General features: G+C 40.5%; 21 protein-coding genes. 16 read left to right on the top strand and 5 right to left on the bottom strand.

Annotated elements, in window-relative coordinates:
- The first annotated feature begins 23 nt into the window (after positions 1 to 23).
- From rpsM to G5B43_RS12335, 10 genes are all read left to right on the top strand, one after another.
- The gene (rpsM, locus tag G5B43_RS12380; protein ID WP_165295066.1) at positions 24 to 401 is read left to right on the top strand and encodes a 30S ribosomal protein S13; all 378 of its coding nucleotides are present in this window, start codon (positions 24 to 26) and stop codon (positions 399 to 401) included.
- Between the two features lie 10 nt (positions 402 to 411).
- A complete protein-coding gene (rpsK, locus tag G5B43_RS12375) occupies positions 412 to 801 on the top strand; it encodes a 30S ribosomal protein S11 (protein WP_093364145.1) in 390 nt (129 codons plus the stop codon).
- Positions 802 to 869: 68 nt separating this feature from the next.
- Positions 870 to 1,478 (top strand): 30S ribosomal protein S4, encoded by a 609-nt coding sequence (gene rpsD / locus G5B43_RS12370; protein WP_165295065.1) that lies wholly within the window; start codon positions 870 to 872, stop codon positions 1,476 to 1,478.
- Between the two features lie 89 nt (positions 1,479 to 1,567).
- Complete coding sequence (locus tag G5B43_RS12365; protein ID WP_165295064.1) at positions 1,568 to 2,560, top strand: DNA-directed RNA polymerase subunit alpha; 993 nt, start codon at positions 1,568 to 1,570, stop codon at positions 2,558 to 2,560.
- A gap of 76 nt (positions 2,561 to 2,636) precedes the next feature.
- The gene (gene rplQ / locus G5B43_RS12360) at positions 2,637 to 3,224 is read left to right on the top strand and encodes a 50S ribosomal protein L17 (protein WP_165295063.1); all 588 of its coding nucleotides are present in this window, start codon (positions 2,637 to 2,639) and stop codon (positions 3,222 to 3,224) included.
- Between the two features lie 135 nt (positions 3,225 to 3,359).
- Entirely contained in the window at positions 3,360 to 4,496 is a 1,137-nt protein-coding gene (locus G5B43_RS12355) for an aspartate aminotransferase family protein (RefSeq protein ID WP_165295062.1), read from the top strand.
- Between the two features lie 77 nt (positions 4,497 to 4,573).
- Positions 4,574 to 5,539 (top strand): acetylornithine carbamoyltransferase, encoded by a 966-nt coding sequence (locus G5B43_RS12350; protein WP_165295061.1) that lies wholly within the window; start codon positions 4,574 to 4,576, stop codon positions 5,537 to 5,539.
- Positions 5,540 to 5,556: 17 nt separating this feature from the next.
- Entirely contained in the window at positions 5,557 to 6,351 is a 795-nt protein-coding gene (argB, locus tag G5B43_RS12345; protein ID WP_165295060.1) for an acetylglutamate kinase, read from the top strand.
- Positions 6,352 to 6,356: 5 nt separating this feature from the next.
- A complete protein-coding gene (proC, locus tag G5B43_RS12340; protein WP_165295059.1) occupies positions 6,357 to 7,157 on the top strand; it encodes a pyrroline-5-carboxylate reductase in 801 nt (266 codons plus the stop codon).
- Positions 7,150 to 8,217, top strand: a complete 1,068-nt coding sequence (locus G5B43_RS12335; RefSeq protein WP_165295058.1) for a M20 family metallo-hydrolase — start codon at positions 7,150 to 7,152, stop codon at positions 8,215 to 8,217. The genes proC and G5B43_RS12335 overlap by 8 nt, the downstream gene beginning before the upstream one ends.
- Before the next feature lie 42 nt (positions 8,218 to 8,259).
- On the opposite strand, the gene G5B43_RS12330 is transcribed toward G5B43_RS12335, so the two are convergent.
- Positions 8,260 to 8,730, bottom strand: a complete 471-nt coding sequence (locus tag G5B43_RS12330) for an Lrp/AsnC ligand binding domain-containing protein (RefSeq protein WP_165295057.1) — start codon at positions 8,728 to 8,730, stop codon at positions 8,260 to 8,262.
- Positions 8,731 to 9,161: 431 nt separating this feature from the next.
- Between G5B43_RS12330 and G5B43_RS12325 the strand changes: the two genes are divergently transcribed.
- A complete protein-coding gene (locus G5B43_RS12325; RefSeq protein ID WP_165295056.1) occupies positions 9,162 to 10,205 on the top strand; it encodes a hypothetical protein in 1,044 nt (347 codons plus the stop codon).
- Between the two features lies 1 nt (position 10,206).
- Here the strand turns inward: G5B43_RS12325 and ruvC are convergent, their stop codons facing one another.
- Complete coding sequence (gene ruvC, locus G5B43_RS12320; RefSeq protein WP_165295055.1) at positions 10,207 to 10,770, bottom strand: crossover junction endodeoxyribonuclease RuvC; 564 nt, start codon at positions 10,768 to 10,770, stop codon at positions 10,207 to 10,209.
- A gap of 243 nt (positions 10,771 to 11,013) precedes the next feature.
- Between ruvC and G5B43_RS12315 the strand changes: the two genes are divergently transcribed.
- The gene (locus G5B43_RS12315) at positions 11,014 to 11,988 is read left to right on the top strand and encodes a lysylphosphatidylglycerol synthase domain-containing protein (RefSeq protein ID WP_165295054.1); all 975 of its coding nucleotides are present in this window, start codon (positions 11,014 to 11,016) and stop codon (positions 11,986 to 11,988) included.
- Entirely contained in the window at positions 11,966 to 13,105 is a 1,140-nt protein-coding gene (locus G5B43_RS12310; RefSeq protein ID WP_410528489.1) for a glycosyltransferase family 2 protein, read from the top strand. Before G5B43_RS12315 ends, G5B43_RS12310 begins: the two co-directional genes overlap by 23 nt.
- A gap of 5 nt (positions 13,106 to 13,110) precedes the next feature.
- On the opposite strand, the gene G5B43_RS12305 is transcribed toward G5B43_RS12310, so the two are convergent.
- Positions 13,111 to 13,848, bottom strand: coding sequence for a lysophospholipid acyltransferase family protein (locus G5B43_RS12305; protein ID WP_165295053.1), 738 nt, complete (start codon positions 13,846 to 13,848; stop codon positions 13,111 to 13,113).
- Positions 13,849 to 13,938: 90 nt separating this feature from the next.
- Here G5B43_RS12305 and G5B43_RS12300 point away from each other — a divergent pair, with 90 nt between their 5' ends.
- Positions 13,939 to 15,294, top strand: coding sequence for an alpha/beta hydrolase family protein (locus tag G5B43_RS12300; RefSeq protein WP_165295052.1), 1,356 nt, complete (start codon positions 13,939 to 13,941; stop codon positions 15,292 to 15,294).
- Here the strand turns inward: G5B43_RS12300 and G5B43_RS12295 are convergent, their stop codons facing one another.
- Positions 15,295 to 16,005, bottom strand: coding sequence for an SDR family NAD(P)-dependent oxidoreductase (locus G5B43_RS12295; RefSeq protein WP_165295051.1), 711 nt, complete (start codon positions 16,003 to 16,005; stop codon positions 15,295 to 15,297). It lies immediately after the preceding gene.
- Between the two features lie 3 nt (positions 16,006 to 16,008).
- A complete protein-coding gene (locus G5B43_RS12290; RefSeq protein WP_165295050.1) occupies positions 16,009 to 16,923 on the bottom strand; it encodes a lysylphosphatidylglycerol synthase transmembrane domain-containing protein in 915 nt (304 codons plus the stop codon).
- A 518-nt stretch (positions 16,924 to 17,441) separates the two neighbouring features.
- Here G5B43_RS12290 and G5B43_RS12285 point away from each other — a divergent pair.
- Positions 17,442 to 17,996 (top strand): hypothetical protein, encoded by a 555-nt coding sequence (locus G5B43_RS12285; protein ID WP_165295049.1) that lies wholly within the window; start codon positions 17,442 to 17,444, stop codon positions 17,994 to 17,996.
- A 64-nt stretch (positions 17,997 to 18,060) separates the two neighbouring features.
- On the top strand, positions 18,061 to 19,212 hold the full coding sequence (gene gmd / locus G5B43_RS12280; RefSeq protein ID WP_165295048.1) for a GDP-mannose 4,6-dehydratase: 1,152 nt from the start codon (positions 18,061 to 18,063) through the stop codon (positions 19,210 to 19,212).
- Positions 19,213 to 19,306 lie beyond the last annotated feature (94 nt).

Below are 19,306 nucleotides of genomic sequence, written 5' to 3'. Positions count from 1 at the left end.
AACATAATCGCTTAAAGTATTATATGGCAAGGATAGCAGGTATAGATTTACCTAAAAACAAAAGAGGCGTAATAGGCCTTACCTACATTTTCGGTATCGGTCGTTCAACCGCGGCTTATATCTTAAAAAAAGCAGGTATCAGTGAGGATGTTAAAGTGTCTGAATGGAATGATGATCAATTGACAGCCATCCGTAACATCATCAACGACGAAATTAAAGTTGAAGGTGCTTTGCGTTCTGAGGTTCAGTTGAACATCAAGCGTTTGATGGATATTGGTTGTTACCGTGGTCTACGTCACCGTAAGCATTTACCTCTTCGCGGTCAACGTACAAAAAACAACTCTCGTACCCGTAAAGGTAAACGTAAAACAGTTGCAAACAAGAAAAAAGCTACTAAATAATAATTAAGAAATGGCTAAAAGTAAAAAGGTTACTAAAAAGCGTATCGTTGTTATCGAGCCTGTCGGTCAAGCTCACATTAACGCTACCTTTAACAACATCATCATTACTTTGACAAACAATCAAGGTCAAACTATTTCATGGTCCTCAGCTGGTAAAATGGGCTTTAGAGGTTCTAAAAAGAATACTCCTTATGCCGCAGGTCAAGCTGCCCAAGATTGTGGTAAAGTTGCGCATGACTTAGGTTTACGCAAAGTAGAAGTTTTTGTGAAGGGTCCGGGGGCTGGACGTGAGTCGGCTATCCGTACGTTACAGACTGTTGGAATCGACGTGACTACGATCAAAGACATCACCCCACTTCCACACAACGGTTGTCGTCCTCCAAAACGCAGAAGAGTTTAATAATTTTTATTGTTTAAGATAAGATTCATCAGCTATAGGCTGATAGATACTTCAAACAGAGAGAAAAAATGGCAAGATATACAGGACCCAAGTCCAAAATCGCACGTAAATTCAGAGAGCCTATCTTCGGCCCTGATAAGGCGTTAGAAAAAAAGAATTATCCTCCAGGACAACATGGTCCATCAAAAAGAAGAGGTAAGCAGTCTGAATACGCTATTCAGTTGTTAGAAAAACAAAAAGCAAAATACACTTACGGTGTTTTGGAACGTCAGTTCCGTACATTGTTTGCAAAGGCATCAGCGAAGCAAGGTATCACCGGTGAAAACTTCTTGAGATTATTGGAAGCTCGCTTGGATAATGTTGTTTACCGTTTGGGTATTGCTCCAACACGTGCAGCCGCTCGTCAGTTGGTTTCACATAAACATGTTACTGTTAACGGAGAAGTCGTTAATATTCCATCATATAGCTTACGTCCGGGTGATGTAATTGCCGTTCGTGAGCGTTCTAAATCTTTGGAAGCTATTGTAGCTTCTGTAGAAGGAAGAAAAATCAACAAATTCAATTGGTTAGAGTGGAACGCTAACGAATTATCAGGAACGTTCGTTTCTTTCCCTGAAAGAGTTGATATTCCAGAAAACATTAAAGAAAACTTAATCGTAGAGTTGTACTCTAAATAGTAATTAATAGGAGTAAGCATAGTCTAGAGGGATTAGGCTTACTCTTATTATATTTTACGTTATTAATAAAAACTTTTAAAAGAAAATAAATGGCAATTTTAGCATTTCAAAGACCGGATAAAGTTATCATGCAAAAATCAACTGATTTTGATGGTACTTTCGAATTTCGTCCATTAGAGCCTGGTTTTGGTGTAACTATTGGTAATGCTTTGCGCCGTATTTTATTGTCCTCATTAGAAGGATATGCAATTACGTCGGTAAGGTTTTCAGGCGTTTCGCACGAGTTTTCTACTATCAAAGGGGTTGTTGAAGATGTTACGGAAATCATTTTGAACTTGAAACAGGTTCGTTTCAAGAAAACTGGTGAACAAGGTGATAGTGAAAAGATCTTTGTCGTTATTAATGGTCAGGATCAATTTAAAGCGGGCGATATTACGAAATTCTCGAATAATTTTACGGTTTTAAACCCTGACTTGATTATCTGTAACATGGATAATGCAGTTACTATAGAGGTAGAGCTTTCAGTAGCTAAAGGACGTGGTTATGTAAATGCTGAAGAAAATAAAGTTACAGACGGTCCGGTAGGTTTTATCGCTGTAGATTCTATTTACACGCCAATTAAGAACGTAAAATACACTATCGAGAACTATCGTGTAGAACAGAAAACTGACTATGAGAAATTATTGTTGGATATTTCTACCGACGGTTCTATTCATCCTGAGGAGGCCTTGAAAGAAGCCGCTAAAATTTTGATTCAGCACTTCATGTTATTCTCTGACGAAAATATGTTGTTAGAGTCGCAAACAAAAGAAGAAACCAAAGTCGTTGACGAGGAAATTTTACATATGCGTAAAATTTTGAAAACGGAGTTGGTTGATCTCGATCTTTCTGTTCGTGCGTTGAACTGTTTGAAAGCAGCAGATATCCGTACATTGGCAGAACTGGTGACTTACGACGTAGCGGATATGTTGAAATTCCGTAACTTCGGTAAGAAATCATTGAGCGAAATTCAAGAGCTAGTTAAATCGAAAGGTTTGTCGTTCGGCATGAATTTATCCAAATATAAGTTGGACGAAGAATAATATTTAAATTAACAAATAAGCGACCTGTTGCGTAATTCCCTGGTTTGCCAGACGGTACGCACAAAAACACAAAAAAATGAGACACGGAAAAAAAGTAGACAAATTAGGGCGCACTGACAGTCACCGTAAGGCGATGTTAGCCAACATGGCGACTTCATTGATCAAGCATAAGCGTATCACGACAACTTTGGCTAAAGCTAAAGCGTTGCGTAAGTACGTAGAGCCGTTGATTACAAAATCAAAAAATGATACGACGCATTCTCGCCGTACGGTATTCGCCTACGTAAAAGATAAGGAAGCAGTTACAATCTTATTCCGCGAAATTTCGGAAAAAGTTGCTTCTCGTCCAGGTGGCTATACACGTATCATCAAGTTGGAAAACCGTCTTGGTGACAACGCCGAAATGGCATTCATCGAATTGGTCGACTACAACGAAGTTTACGGTCAAACAGCGAAAGTTGAGAAGAAAACAACTCGCCGACGTGGTGGTAAAAAGAAAGCTACTGAAAAAACTGCTGAGGTTGAAGTAGCTGAAGAAGTAGAAGTGACGGAAGAAGTTAAAGAAGAAGCTTCTAAAGCAGAAGCAGCAGCAGAGGAAACTCCTGCGGCGGAGGAGACTCCTGCAACAGAGGAATCTTCGGATACAGAAGAGAAAAAAGATTAATATTTTATCTCATTAACGAAAAGCCCGTCAAACATCTTGACGGGCTTTTTTATTTCATATTTACTTATTATTTTCAGCACGTTACGTTATATTTGCGTGTAGTATTTTATCCATACCAGTTTATTTTTTTCATACATGGATTTATTTAATGTTTATCCCATAAACCCTATTAATATTGTAAGAGCGAAGGGGTCTAGCGTGTGGGACGCGACGGGTACTGAATACCTCGATCTATACGGCGGGCATGCCGTGATTTCCATTGGACATAGCCATCCACATTACGTGGAAACTCTCACGAAGCAACTGCATCAAATCGGATTCTATTCAAATTCGGTAGAAATTCCTTTGCAGAAACAGTTAGCACGACAGTTGGGCGAGATGTCGGGAAAAGATGATTATGCGTTGTTTCTGTGCAATTCAGGAGCGGAAGCTAATGAAAATGCATTAAAATTGGCGTCGTTCCACAACGGACGGAAGAAGATCATTGCTTTTACCAAGGCCTTTCACGGACGTACTTCATTGGCTGTCACAGCTACGGATAACCCTGCGATTGTGGCTCCAGTAAACCAGACAGACAATGTAGTATTTCTACCCTTTAATGATGAAGAGGCACTAACCGGTGCTTTTCGAGATTTTGGAGATGAAATTTCGTCGGTGATCATTGAAGGTATACAAGGCGTGGGTGGAATACGGGAAGCCTCTGTTTCTTTCCTTCGGTTGATTCGTTCACTTTGTGATCAGTATGGAACGGTGTTTATCGCAGATGCAGTACAATGTGGCTATGGTCGTACCGGTGATTTTTATTCGCAGGATTATGCTGGTGTAGATGCAGACATTTATTCGATGGCGAAAGGGATGGGAAACGGATTCCCTATTGGTGCTATCAGCATATCACCTAAATTTAAAGCTTCTTTTGGTATGCTAGGGACAACTTTTGGTGGTAATCATCTCGCATGTGCCGCGGCAATCGCCGTACTAGACGTGATGAAGAAGGAAAACTTACTGGCAAATACACAAGACGTTGGGGACTATCTCATCGCGGAATTGAAAAAGTTTGATAAGGTAGAAGAGGTGAGGGGAAGAGGGCTAATGATCGGAGTGGTATTGCCGGCCGAGTTATCGAACGTGAAAAAGGATCTGTTGGTAAAGAATAGAATTTTCACAGGAGAAGCAAAACCTAATATTATTCGTATTCTGCCTGCTTTGAATATAACGAAAGAAATTGCAGATACTTTTTTAACCGCACTTGATGAACGTTTGAAAGCGTGCTAAAATCCGAGACTTATTATATAATTTGAATATTCGACACTGACCACTGATTAACCATTGGTCGCTCTTAACTTTGAAAGATGAATAAATTTTTTTCAGTTGCTGATATTGATAATTTAGATTCGATCGTGCAAGAAGCATTGTTGATAAAAGCCAATCCGTATAATTGGCGGGAACTGGGCAAGAACAAAACTTTAGGTTTGGTATTTCTGAATCCAAGTCTGCGTACGCGCATGAGCACCCAAAAGGCGGCAATGAGCCTAGGGATGGATGTTATGGTCATCAATATGGATAAAGAAGGTTGGGCATTGGAAACCCAAGATGGCGTTATCATGAACGGAACAACGGTGGAGCATATCCGGGAGGCTGCTGCTGTGATGGGTGAATATTGTGATATCTTAGGCTTGCGTTCTTTCCCGAGCTTAAAAGATAAAGTAGCTGATTATACAGAGGAACTGTTTAATAAATTTGTGAAATTTTGCGGGGTTCCGGTGGTTTCTTTAGAAAGTGCCACGCGTCATCCTTTACAAAGTTTAACGGATTTAATTACTATTATAGAACATAAAAAGGTGGCTAAGCCTAAAGTTGTGTTGGCTTGGGCGCCTCATGTCAAAGCATTGCCCCAAGCTGTTCCGAATTCTTTTTCGGAATGGATGTGTAAGGCACAAGAGCAGGATCTAGTTGAATTTACTATTGCCCATCCTAAAAGATATGAATTGAGCGACGAATTTACAACAGGAGCACGCATTATGAACGATTTAGACGATGCTTTGGCGGAAGCTGATTTCGTATATGTAAAAAACTGGTCATCTTATCATGATTATGGACAGGTTTATCCCGTGGAAGGGGATTGGCTGATGACCAATGACAGATTAGGCTTGACGAATGATGCGAAAGTGATGCATTGTCTGCCTGTGCGACGAGATTTAGAACTGTCCTCGGAGATTCTCGATGGCCCCAATTCTTTAGTTATCAAAGAGGCGGGTAACCGTGTGTGGGCAGCCCAAGTAGTATTAAAACGTATGTTGGAAAATCTTAAAAAGTAGAATTATTTAATTTATCTATGGGAAGTGGGTTGCATATTATTAAAATCGGGGGAAATGTCATTGATGACGATGTTCAGTTACAAAGTTTTCTGGAGAAATTTGCAGCATTACAAGGTAAGAAAATATTAGTCCACGGAGGAGGAAAGATAGCTACACGAATTGCCGCAGATTTAGGTATCGAGGCGAAATTGGTCGATGGCCGACGTATTACAGACAAACCGATGTTGGATGTGGCAACGATGGTATATGCAGGTTTAACAAATAAACATGTTGTTTCTTCCTTGCAAAAATTTGGTTGTGATGCATTAGGGTTATGCGGAGCAGATGGTAATACAATAAAAGCGATTAAGCGTCCTGTTCGAGAAATTGATTACGGATATGTTGGAGACATTTTAGTAGATTCCGTAAATACCCTTAATATAAAGAAGTTTTTGGAAGCGGGTTTTACGCCAATATTTTCTGCTATTACACACAATGGTTTAGGACAATTACTAAATACTAATGCAGACACCATCGCTTCTGCGTTAGCCGTTTCGTTAGCAAAAATATATGAAACCAAGTTAATTTACTGCTTTGAAAAAGATGGTGTATTGCGCGACGTAGACGATCCCGAATCTGTCATCAAATCTATAAAAGCCGATGAATTTGAAAAACTAAAAGCAGAGAAAGTGATTTACGAAGGGATGATTCCGAAACTGGAAAATGCCTTTGAAGCACTTGGGAAAGGAGTGAAAAATGTATATATTGGTAATGCCTTAAACCTACATAAATATCAACAAGGGGAATTTGGCACCTGTTTGTTATCGAAATAAAAAAAATGAGCAAAATTACGATAATCGGTAGTGGAAATATCGGACTTTCCCTTGCCAAAGGGCTTGTGAAATCTGGACAGTATATTGCCGCTGACATCACGCTGACGCGCAGAAACCTCGCTAATCTTCAAGAGGAGGCGGCGCTCGGCTTTCAAGTAAGCGATAATAATGCGCAGGCAGCTTTAGATGCTGAAATCGTCGTGTTGGCTGTTTTACCGCAACAACTTCGTAAAGTATTGGAAGAGGTGAAAGATAGCGTGCGTGCCGAACAGATTATTGTTTCCGTGGTGTCGGGTGTAAGCTGTGCTGACGTCAAACAAGTGTTAGGCGAAGACAAATTGGTCGTGCGGGCGATGCCAAATACAGCGATTGCTATAGGACAGTCGATGACATGTATTGCAACTGACAATGCCGCAGACGGAGAAATAAAAAGGGTAGAACAATTATTCGAATCAGTCGGGGCTGTGGTGGTTATTCAAGAAGATCTCATGACCTCTGCGACGGCGCTTTGCGCGTGCGGTATCGCTTTTTTCTTACGTGCTATCCGTGCTGCGTCACAAGGGGGGGTGGAAATAGGCTTTCATGCGCATGATGCCTTAAAAATGGCTGTTCAAACGGCTAAAGGCGCGGCAGATTTGCTATTACAGACACAAAATCACCCGGAAGGAGAGATTGATAAGGTAACTTCACCTAAGGGGTGTACGATTGCGGGATTGAACGAAATGGAACATAACGGATTTAGTTCGGCATTTATAAAAGGAATAAAACTGTCCGCAGAAAAGGCAGGGGGATTGTATAATGAGTAAGAGTGTAGCCGATTTGATAGAAGAAGCGACGTCGCTATTGAAGCAATTGATAGCTCTGCCCTCTTTTAGTAAAGAAGAAAATGACACAGCAGATTTGTTGTGTCGTTTTTTTCATGAAAGGGATGTGGCGTATGAACGTCTAGGTAACAATGTGTGGGCTTATAATAAATACAGAGACGATTCGAAACCTAGTATCCTGTTGAATTCCCATCACGATACGGTAAAACCGAATAGCGGCTATACAAAAGATCCGTTTGTTCCGACGGTGACGGAGGGTAAGCTCTATGGTTTGGGAAGTAACGATGCGGGAGGATGTTTGGTCTCCTTGATAGCCGCGTTCTTATATTATTATGAACAGGAAAATCTACGCTATAATATTTGTTTATTAGCATCTGCAGAAGAAGAGATTTCTGGAAAAAACGGAGTTGAGGCTGCAATCAAACATATTGGGGTCATGGATTTTGCGGTTGTTGGAGAACCCACCCTTCTTCAGATGGGCGTGGCAGAAAAAGGGCTGATGGTGCTTGACTGTGAAGCTGTAGGTATTGCTGGACATGCCGCGCGGGAGGAGGGAGAGAACGCCATATATAAAGCGATGGAGGCGATAAATTGGTTTCGTACCTTTCAATTTCCGAAAGTTTCATCCCACTTAGGTCCTGTAAAGATGTCTGTTACTGTAGTGAACGGCGGTACACAGCATAATGTCGTTCCGGCATCTTGTACATTTGTCGTTGACGTACGTACCACCGACGTTTATAACAACCAAGAGGTGCTAGATATCATCAAGCAGCATGTTTTCATCAAAGTAACCCCCCGTTCCACCAGGCTCAATCCTTCGACGATTGAATTGGATCATCCGATTGTTCAATCGGGCATAAGTTTGGGAGCAAGGACTTTCGGTAGCCCGACAATGAGCGATCAAGCGTTGTTACCCGTTCCCTCTGTAAAAGTAGGGCCGGGCGATTCAGCCAGATCGCATTCTGCAGATGAGTATATATTTTTAACAGAAATCGAACAAGGCGTTGCTTTTTATATTGATTTATTGGGAAATGTCCTGTAAAAAAGAGAAAAAGTGACCGAATTCGGTCACTTTTTCTCTTTTTTACAAAGTTATTTGCCTTTTTATGCTTTCTTCAAGCGAAATAATAGTTTCTGTCCGCTGAATACCTGTCAAGGATTGGATGTCTTCGTTTAATACTTTACGTAGGTGTGCGGTATCTCGACATACAATCTTAGCAAACATACTGTATTGCCCAGTACAATAATGTAGTTCAACGACCTCTTTGATGTCCTGTAGTTGTTTTACAGCATCAGAATACTGGGAACCTTTCTCTAAATAAATCCCTAAGAAAGCCGTAATATCAAAACCTACTTTTTGTGGGTTGACAATAAGCTGAGAGCCCTTGATTATTCCCAACTCTTCCATCTTTTTCATCCTTACATGGATTGTTCCTCCAGAAACTATTAGTTTTTTAGCTATTTCTGTGTATGGAATTGATGCGTTTTCCATTAAAATAGACAAAATTTGTATGTCTAGATTGTCTAAATCGTAATTTGAATACTTTTTATCCATAAAAAACAGTGTTTTTCATTAAAAAATTACCTATATTTTGAAATTTGTATAAAAATAAAATAAAATTTTCAGATATTTTGATGTATTTATATATTTGTATTAACAAAAAGGGATTGAAAAAGAACTTTTTTACAGAATAGCATGTTACTTCCCTCAAAATAACATAGGTTTATAATTGGTTAGCGTAAGAAACTCCTCTCCCCGGGGAGTTTCTTCATTTATATGCTACCTCTTTTGAACCTCGTGCCTATACTTTTTTTAATCTTTTTGTAAAAATACTAAGTATTTTCCTAATATAATTTTATTTTTTACAACAAATCGTCCATTTATTGTAAATGTTCTATTTTCTCCCGTTTTGTAGAAATAAGAACACAAAAAAATAAAATAAACTTCTTTGACCTAAATTTTGTATTTTTCGAAAAATACCCGTGATGGAAATTGAAGATGTCAAAATATCGCGCAAAAAGCCGATTTATCCGGTAGGTACAGGGCTCAACAAATACCTACGTATGTATCAGCGGGATGCTAAGTTGCCCTTGGCATACAGTGAGCTGTTGAATTTTTCGGAAACAGTACCCGTGATGGATAAGTATGGGAACGATACGTTCTGGGAAACGCCGTTGTATCCACCTCATTTGCAAGATCAGCTATATGACGCGTTAAGGGTGGTATATGCGAAACTTAAAGCATCGGGTAATACGCGTATTGTAGAGCATAAGATCATCGATAGAATAGAGTATTGTTCGTTCGGAAATACGAAGCCTTTCCGGGTGCGCATTATCAATAGGCTAAACGATGTGTACGATTATTTTTATATCAAACAGGCAGACGCCTCCCGGATATATGGGCTGGAACTAGAGGAGATTCTTTCACCTAATCAAGTAAACTATCTTGTAGACCGTGATACATTAGTTGAGGAGCATATAGTTGGTATACCGGGTGATGTGTTCAATAAATTTGGCATACATAATCCGGAGTATAACCAAACCCGTATCGCAAAGGAATTTGTGAAGTTTAATGAACGTTGTATTATTTCCCTGCTTGGGGATATGCGTGCATATAACTTTGTTATGCAGATTACGCCGGATTTCGATGATTTTCAGTTCCGTATCCGGGCGATTGATTTTGATCAGCAGTTTTATGAAGGCAACCCAAAAGTATACATGCCCCAGTATTTTAAGGAGAATTTTCCATATGTGAAATTGGCGATGGAGCATTTAAATGAAAAAACTGTGCTACAATATCAACAGGAAGAGTGCTCGTCTATTGTGCACCGAGTACGGAGCGAACGACATCGGATTAAAGATCTGCGAGACGCTTCGAAATTGCAGGAACTATCTACACCTGAAAACATTAAAAGATTAAGAGAAGGATACGGGGCATTTTATAATAATGAGGCCTATCTGGATTGTAAATCCATGACAGATATTGTGGAGCTTAATGTGAAGAATGTCATTCGGCAGGTGAAGCTCTAATTTAGCGTAGCCTACGTTGATTGTCTTTTACAAAGGCTTCCCAACCCGAGTAGCTCTTTTTCTCCACACTGCTATTTTGCTGGAATGCATGACATACTGCGACGGCCAGTCCATCTGTCGCATCCAAGAATTCGGGGGTCTCATTAAATTTTAGGATCGTTTTTAGCATAGCAGCTACCTGTTCCTTGCTGGCGCTACCATTTCCGGTGACAGATTGCTTTATCTTACGTGGGGAGTATTCAAAGATAGGAATGTCTACACTCAGCGCAGCTGCCATTGCAACACCCTGCGCCCTTCCGAGTTTTAGCATAACTTGAATATTTTTTCCATAGAAAGGTGCTTCCAGTGCGACGCAATCCGGCTGGTATTCTTGTATAAGGGACATGGTTTTCTTAAAGATACGCTGGAGTTTTAATCCTTGATCGTCCAAATGTCCCATTTTGACTACGCCCAGGCTTAAAAGTGATATTTTTTGTCCCGTCTGCTTCACCAACCCATAACCCATAACAACAGTTCCGGGATCAATTCCCAAAATGATACGTTCTTTAGCCTTCTCTCTTTGCATGTTGCAATATTACGATTTTAAGTTTAACTAGGTGCTACACATGACCTCGATTCGTGATTTAAGTTTACTGGGGAGCAAGCCTTAGAGCGGCGAGCAACGCGAAGCGGATCCCAGCTTGCGAGGAGCAGGTTTAAAAGCGAAACCTACCAATGAGAGCTCACTGAAGGTAATCCTTGACAAGGTAATGAATAAACGATTTATTCTAGTGAAAATTTAGTAACATTGTGCTTTTATTTTAAGCAGTTGACGAAGCAGCAAAAGAAATATCTGAATCTAGGAATTAAGTTGTCAATTATAGGATTGGCGACCTGGTTCATAGTTTCTAAGGTCAACAACCAGCAGAACCTCGGGGAATTTAAGATGTTATTGCAAAGTATAGATTCATGGACAGTCCGTGTGACGCTAGCCGTTGTTGTGCTGATGATGTTAATGAATTGGGCGATTGAAATCGTCAAATGGAAGTATCTCAGTCGACGGATCGAGTTGATTAGTTGGGGAAAAGCTATAAAATCAGTCTTTTGCGGGCTTACATGGGCGATATTCACACCAAATAGAATCGGCGAATACGGAGGTCGTATTCTTCTTTTGAAGCCGCGCAGTAGAGCGAGAGGCGCAATAGCGATGGGAGTTGGGTTGTTTGCCCAGCTGGTTCTTACGAGTGTATTTGGTTCTTTAAGTGTCGCCTGGTTTGTTTCTACTTACCTACCGACACCAGATAGTGTCAAATTTGGGGTTTGGTTATTGGCGGCAATTTACGCCGTTGCATTTGTTGTTTTTTATTTTAACGTGCATTGGGTGGATTATCTAGTTGGGAAATTTGCGTTTTTGCGTAAGATAAAGCCATTCTTTTCGATACTGGAGAATTTTACGATGCGTGAACTTTGGCATGTATTGCTCCTTTCATTGTTGCGTTTCGTCATATTTACGTCGCAATATATCGTACTGATGCTGGTCTTTCTGCCCGGGTTGCCTTTTGTTTCGATGGTATTGATGATATTCATTTTGTTTTTTGTCCAATCCGCCGTTCCATCGCTCGATATCTTTGATTTTAGTGTACGCAGTTTCGTTGCAAGCAATTTGTATAGTTATATCACCACACAAGAAATAGCGGTAATGGCGATTGTTTCTTGTATCTGGTTTGTCAACCTTATCCTGCCAGCTATTATGGGTTCCATATTTGTCTTAAATGTAAATTATGTGGGTGGCAACAAGTCTTGATATATTTCTCGTCATTATGACGGTAGTGTATGTCGTTTTAGTATTTTACATGCTACGCGGATGGATGCAAATTCCTTATTTTAAACCCGGGCACACAACTGTCCGTACACCGATTTCGGTGCTGATTGCCGCCCGGAATGAAGAAGATAATATAGCCCGTACTTTAGATTGTATCGTCAATCAGGACTTCCCAAAGGAAATTTTGCAGATTATTGTTGTGGATGACCATTCGACTGATAATACGGCAGCGATAGTCGCATCTTATGCCTCACGAGGTGTTACTTTATTGCAATTGAATGAGGGCGATAAGTTAAATTCCTATAAAAAGCTGGCGATTAGCCGCGCCATAGCACAAGCTTCAGGCGAAATCATTGTGACCACCGATGCAGATTGCCGTATGGGAACAAGCTGGCTACGTACAGTGGTTAGTTATTTTGAGGAAACAGGTGCTTATATGGTTTCGTCGCCTGTAGCTTACTCCGAAGAGAAAAGCTATTTCGAACGATTTCAGACGTTAGAGTTTTTATATCTTATCGGTTTAGGAGCAGCTGGTATTGGCAATAAGAATCCGACGACTTGTAACGGAGCGAATCTCGCGTATCGACGAGATTTGTTCTACGAAATGGGTGGTTTTAATGGTATAGATAATCTTGCTTCCGGTGATGATGAATTGTTCTTACATAAGGTTGCAGAAAAATACGCAGAAAAAATAGGGTTCTGCAAATCGAAAGAAGCTATCGTATACACCGATGCAAAAGCTACTCTTTCCGGATTTATCAGTCAACGGAGACGTTGGGCCTCCAAAAGTACAAAATATAGAGACAAGCGAGTCGTCTGGTTAGGCGTTAGTATATGGTTGTTCAATTTGTCGTTAATTGCGGGGTTAATACAGTTTGTTATTGATTTACCGAATGTCAATGTGTTGTTCCTCGTGGCGTTTGGAATGAAAGTGCTTGCGGAATTGGCCTTTATTTATCCACTTTGTGGTCTTGTAAATAGACATGTTTTGTTGGCGAATTTGTTCCCGTTGTCATTTATTCATGCCGTTTACCTTGTATATATAGGGGTAGCAGGCAATGTTGGAAAATACGATTGGAAGGGCAGAAAGGTCAATTAACTTAATTAAGCTTCTACTTTTTCTTTGATAACCTCTTCAGCTTTCTTGACAATCTCCTCAGCATTCAGCCCGGTCGTATCCAACGGGTTTAATACTTCCCAGCTCATGGAGGTGAAGGGGCGTAATGGAAACATCCCGTATTTTACCATTAAATAAGAGCCTTTAATAGCAATGGGAACTACGAGTGCATTGGGGTTCTTTTTCAAAAGGGTCGCGATTCCTCCTACAGAAAAAGCTTTCATTTTACCTGTTTTTGTGCGCGTTCCTTCTGGAAAAATAAAAGCTGACCAGTTTTTGGTTTTCATGTTGTTAGCCAGTTTTAAAATTTCGGCAATAGATTGCTTTGGGTCTTTACGATCTATGTTCGCTGCGCCACCATGTACTAGATTGTATGATATGCTTGGGATTCCTGCTTTGGCCAATTCAATTTTGGAAATGAATTTTCCGTGGAACCGCCGTAAAAAATATATCATGGGAGGAATGTCAAATGTACTTTGGTGATTGGCAACAAAAATAATCGGTCTTCCCGTCGGAATGCTTTTGTTATCGATAAATCTTGTTCGATTAAATAGCGTGTAGTTACAGGCAACCAAAAAACCATTTAAAAGATCGACGCTTTTTTTGTGCGCAGCATATCCGCCAAGCTTAAAACAAAGCCATTGAATGGGATGAAAAATTAGCAATGACACAGCAAAGCAGATATAAAATAGAGACGTAAGTATATAACCAAGTGCTTTTCTCATTTGACTAAAATTTTGCAAATATACTATTATTGGATGAGTTTGGGGAAAGGTTGGCATCCGTTTTGGTAGAGGAGGGAAGAATCAAATTACATGAGGCATATTATTATTTTAAGCTTACTGTTGCTCCAATCCTGTTTTGGATATGGGCAAAAATTTGAGGGAACTTGGCAAGGGGAACTAAAAGTACAGGGTGTTGCTCTACCACTTGTTTTCCATTTGGAGAACACCTCGGCATGGAAAGGGACGATGGAGAGCCCGGCGCAGGGAGACGCTAAACTTCCTGTCAATGCAATCCACATCGAGCAGGATTCCATATCGATAGCTATTGCTTCGATTGGCTTAACCTATAACGGTAAGTTGTTAACAAATGAACTTATTGAAGGCGTTGTATCCCAAAACGGTATGACATTTCCGATGTGTCTATCGAAAGCGGAGAATACGCTCGCAAAACGGCGGAGACCACAACTGCCCGAGCCACCGTATAGTTATGATACATTAAATGTTACGTTTTCCAGTGAATACGATAATGTTAAACTGGCGGGAACCATTACAACGCCTCGTGAAGGCGAAAAATTACCGGCTGTTGTCTTGGTTAGTGGGAGCGGGCCGCAGGATCGAGACGAGACAATCATGGGGCATAAACCTTTTAAAGTGATCGCCGATTATCTAACAAAGCAAGGTATTGTCGTGTTGAGGTATGACGAACGTGGCATCGGTGCTTCTACCGGAAACTATCCAAAAAGCACAATAGGTGATTTCAGTCGTGATGTTATTGCTGCGGTAGGGTTTTTGCAAAAACAAGAAAGAGTAGACCCCGCACGAGTGGGGATTATTGGACATAGTGAAGGAGCGCTTATTGCAGAACTTATTGCTGGAGAATCTTCTGCTGACGTTGGTTTTATAGGTCTTTTAGGAGCTCCCGCGATACCCATTGATTCGCTGATGGTGTTGCAGGCCTATGAGATCGGGAAAGTTATGGGGATGTCTGCTGAAGAACTTCGGGAAGCAAAAGAAGTAAATCGTCGAAATTTCGCTACGGTAAAAAGTGATTTAGGTGATGAGCATGCGTACCGCCAGATTTTGGAAAACATGTCGTCGCCATTACCTGATCTTTCCGATAGCCAAAAAAACGAAATAAAAATGATGGTATTACCGGCCTATCGTTATTTTATGCGTATAGATCCCGTTCCGTTTATCAAAAGAATCGATGTTCCGGTGTTTGCCGCCTTTGGAACAAAAGACGTGCAGGTACCTTTCGCACCTAATTTAGAGAGCTTGACTGATCATCTGCCCAGAAATGAGAAGAATTTTCTAAAAGCATATGACGGATTGAATCATCTATTTCAAAAAGCCGAAACAGGTGCCGTTTCAGAATACATTGATATTGAAGAAACTTTTAATGAGCAAGTGCTATCGGATCTGGCACAGTGGATAAAAGAGATTTAATTACGGAGTTGTATTAGCAACCGGTAATATTTTTCCGTTATAGTATTTATGGCCGTTTTGTGCAAAATCGGCTATATAGCGTCCCATTTCAAAAGCCAGCGTGCCCGCCTCTATACCGGGAAAGGCTTCTTCAAACATCTCCGTCTGCGAAGAGCCTAATGCTAAACAATTCACTTTGATGTTCTGCTCTTTAAATTCTTCTGCTAGGCATTCTGTCAATGTAGCCAATGCTCCTTTGCTTGTGGAGTAAGCAGAAAGGCCTATAAATTTTGAGGAGCCTTGGAAACCGCCCATACTTCCTATATTGACAATGTGTCCCCCGTTTTTCATGAGTGGTGCTATATGCCTGATCATGTTAATATGTCCGAGCAAATTGGTTTGTAGTACTTGCGCAAACTCCTCCAAAGAGGTATCGAGAAAGGGTTTATTGATCAATATACCGGCGTTGTTGACTAGAATATCTACTGTTTCAAACTTGGATTGAATGAAAGGGACTAAAGATTCGCGGTAATTGTCATAAACGATGTCGAACTGGGCTGGGTAAAGCTTGCCTCCCTCGGGGTTAAGCGACGTGGAAATTTCATGGAGTTTACGTAACTTATCTGCGGAGCGAGCCAATGCAATGACATTGTTTTCCTTGCTTGCGGTCAAATCCAAAACTGCCTCAAAGCCGATCCCACTACTCGCTCCCGTAATAATAATATTTGCCATAATTTATTCTTCGTTTTCTAATTCTTCTTCTACTTCTTCCGCTGAAGGTAGTTTATTGATGCCCAAACGTTCCGGTCTCAAGATATAATAAAGACCTGAAGATGCTACGAGCAGTGAAATAATATAAAAAAGTAAACTCACTAAAACCGCCAAGTGAGGGTCAAGCTGAAAATATTCTGCTCCAAAAGCCATGAGTGATTCGCGTAGGCCCGCCCCTCCGAGCATAGACGGTACAATAGCGACCAATGAGGACACCAAAAAAATTAATAAATAAGGAGAGAACTTGCCATCAAAGCCCAGTGCATATAATATAGCGATCGCGCTTAACGTCTGAAAGCTTTGTACGGTAAGTGCTTTGAGATGGGTAATGATAAACTTCGATAGGAACTCTTTGAAAAAAAGTTGTAAAAAATAAAGGTAAGTCGCAGTGCCTATTATAAGCACGCTAACCGTAACTATATTCGGTATAGATAGTCGCGGCATAAACATGATAAGGCATCCAGTTATAATCGATAAAGCCCACAGACCACTTAGCCGATCAAAAAATACGGCGGTCAATACTCTTCTTCCCCGGACTGCGTAATGCTTTTTCAAAAAATATATCTTGTAACCGTCTCCCCCAATCCCGCCCGGTAAGAAGAAATTGTAGAGCAGACCGACTTGATAGAGTCTTAAATTATATCGTTCACTAATATCCAACCCTATTACTTTCAAAAAGCTATTTAATCGGGACGATGCAACCAGCTGGGATATAGCATAAGATAATAAAGCCAGGAATAGGTATAACGGATTGCATTCTTCCAGCGCGCTCTTGAGTTCGATGAACGATATTTTTTGAGAAACCCAATAGATAGCCGCTACGGTGATGAGTATCTTAAAAATATTTTTAACGTACGTCCAGGATCTACTTTTCTTCATGGTACAAGTTATGGGCATAGGTAATCAAAGTTACCGTCGTCACAAAATGGATAAAATACGCGTATAGAATAAAACAAGATACAAACATACAAAGATGCCGGCTAATGAAAAGAGCCAGTTAAACTCCATCTTGGTATATTTATCTCGCAATATGGGTATCAAGAGCGCAATAAAAATTAGAAGTAACAAAATGGGAAATAGGATCGCCCATCTATGTGGAAAGAAAACGCGCTGCGACATTACCTCGGGATTTGTGAAATAGACAATTACAGGAAATGCGATGAGGATAATAGTTATCCGCAGAACGGCTTTTGCGACGATTTTGCTTATGGTATGATTTTTGGGTGAACTCATTCAATGCAAAGTTATTATATTTCCGCAAAAAAAAAACCTGATGGGTGCGGAGATTCGGAAAATGAATTACTCATGGTGATTTTTTGCCATAACGTATTCGTGAATGCGGAGCATTTTATCTAAGTTTGCGAATAGACTCAAATAAGAAAACTAATTTTTATATTATGCGAAAACATATATTATCCGTATGTGCAATCTTTACCCTTGTGATGGTTTTGACATCGTGTGGAGCTCAAAGAAAATCTTCTGCTGGAGCTGGTTCGTCTCTAGGTAGTGACGGCCCGTCTGCTCGTGAGTGGCGAAACGGCTTAAAGGGTAAATGGGTGTTAAATTCGGTAGACCGCGAAGATATTCCGGCTGCTTATACGATTAAAAATATTTTTGATGAGGCACCGGTTGATTGTTTTATCGGCAGTGTGTGGACTCTTCCTGGTGGTAACTACCAAGGTAGTATTGCTTTCAACGCTTCTGGGACACTTTGTGCCGATGGTGCTGTGCGCAACATAGTATGGTCAGTATACGATATCACAAATGATGACTTACACCCGCAATTCCAATTTAAGAAAATATACTCGGGTGAGAGAGCTAGAAATGTAACGACAGGTTATCGTTTAGATCTTTCTTACTCCGATGGACAATCTTTGGTGATGCGTATGCCTATTCCTTTAGACAACGGAACAGGAAATCTGGTGTTTAATTTCTCGCGCGTACAAGACTAAATCGGAACTCGTGGTTCGTTTTTCGTAACTGTCACGAATCACGAATCACGAATTACGAAAAATTATGGATACAAATAAAACCAAAATAGCCTTAATTACCGGTATTACTGGTCAGGACGGAGCCTATTTAGCTGAATTTTTATTAAAGAAAGGCTATATTGTCCATGGTCTAAAGAGGCGTTCTTCTCTATTTAATACCGACCGTATTGACCATCTTTATCAAGATCCACACGCAAGCGAACGCAATTTTATACTCCATTATGGGGATTTAACGGATTCCAGTAATTTGATTCGGATTATTCAAGAAATCCAGCCGGATGAAATATATAATTTAGCTGCGCAATCCCATGTTAAAGTGAGTTTCGATACGCCGGAATATACAGCAAATGCAGACGGAATCGGTGCCCTTCGGATTTTAGATGCCGTCCGCTTGCTAGGATTGACTAAAAAGACAAGGATATACCAAGCTTCTACGTCTGAACTTTACGGGTTGGTACAGGAAGTCCCGCAGAGTGAAAAGACTCCGTTTTATCCACGTAGCCCCTATGCTGTGGCCAAGTTGTATGGGTATTGGATTACTGTAAACTACCGCGAGGCATACGATATGTTTGCATGTAACGGTATTTTATTTAATCATGAAAGTCCGGTGCGTGGAGAAACGTTTGTTACGAGAAAAATCACAAGAGCAGTGGCGAAGATAGCGCTAGGTTTGCAGGAGAAGTTGTTTTTGGGTAATTTATCGGCACAGCGGGATTGGGGTCATGCTAAGGACTATGTGGAGGCTATGTGGTTGATTTTGCAACAGCAGCAACCGGAAGACTATGTTATTGCGACAGGTGTGACGACTACCGTTAGGGATTTCGTGCGTATGGCATTTGCAGAAGTAGGAATAGAAATCGAATTTAGCGGTAAGGATACGCTCGAAAAAGGTGTAATCATCGATCGGGATGAGGAAATACTGAACCGAATGAATATTCCTGTTGAGTATATAAAATTGGGACAGACTGTTGTGAAAGTCGATCCGCAGTATTTTCGTCCTACAGAGGTTGACTTGCTAATTGGTGATCCGTCAAAAGCAAAAAATAAACTTGGTTGGACTCCAAAATACACTTTGCCTATGTTGGTGAAGGAGATGGTAGACAATGATCTGCAACTGATGCGCAAAGAGGAGTATTTAAAAAGGGGAGGGTTTACCATCCTAAATTATTTTGAATAAAGCACTTATTCTTTACTCTTTCTCCCTATTTCCAATTGGAATAGTTTTTGTGATGTTAACGTAGAAATAACAATGACTTTACGGCATTTATGTG

The sequence above is a fragment of the Sphingobacterium sp. SGR-19 genome (assembly GCF_011043555.1).
Lineage (GTDB): Bacteria > Bacteroidota > Bacteroidia > Sphingobacteriales > Sphingobacteriaceae > Sphingobacterium.
The sequence above is the reverse complement of the archived record's forward strand: the minus strand, read 5'-3'. Positions and strand labels throughout refer to the sequence as shown.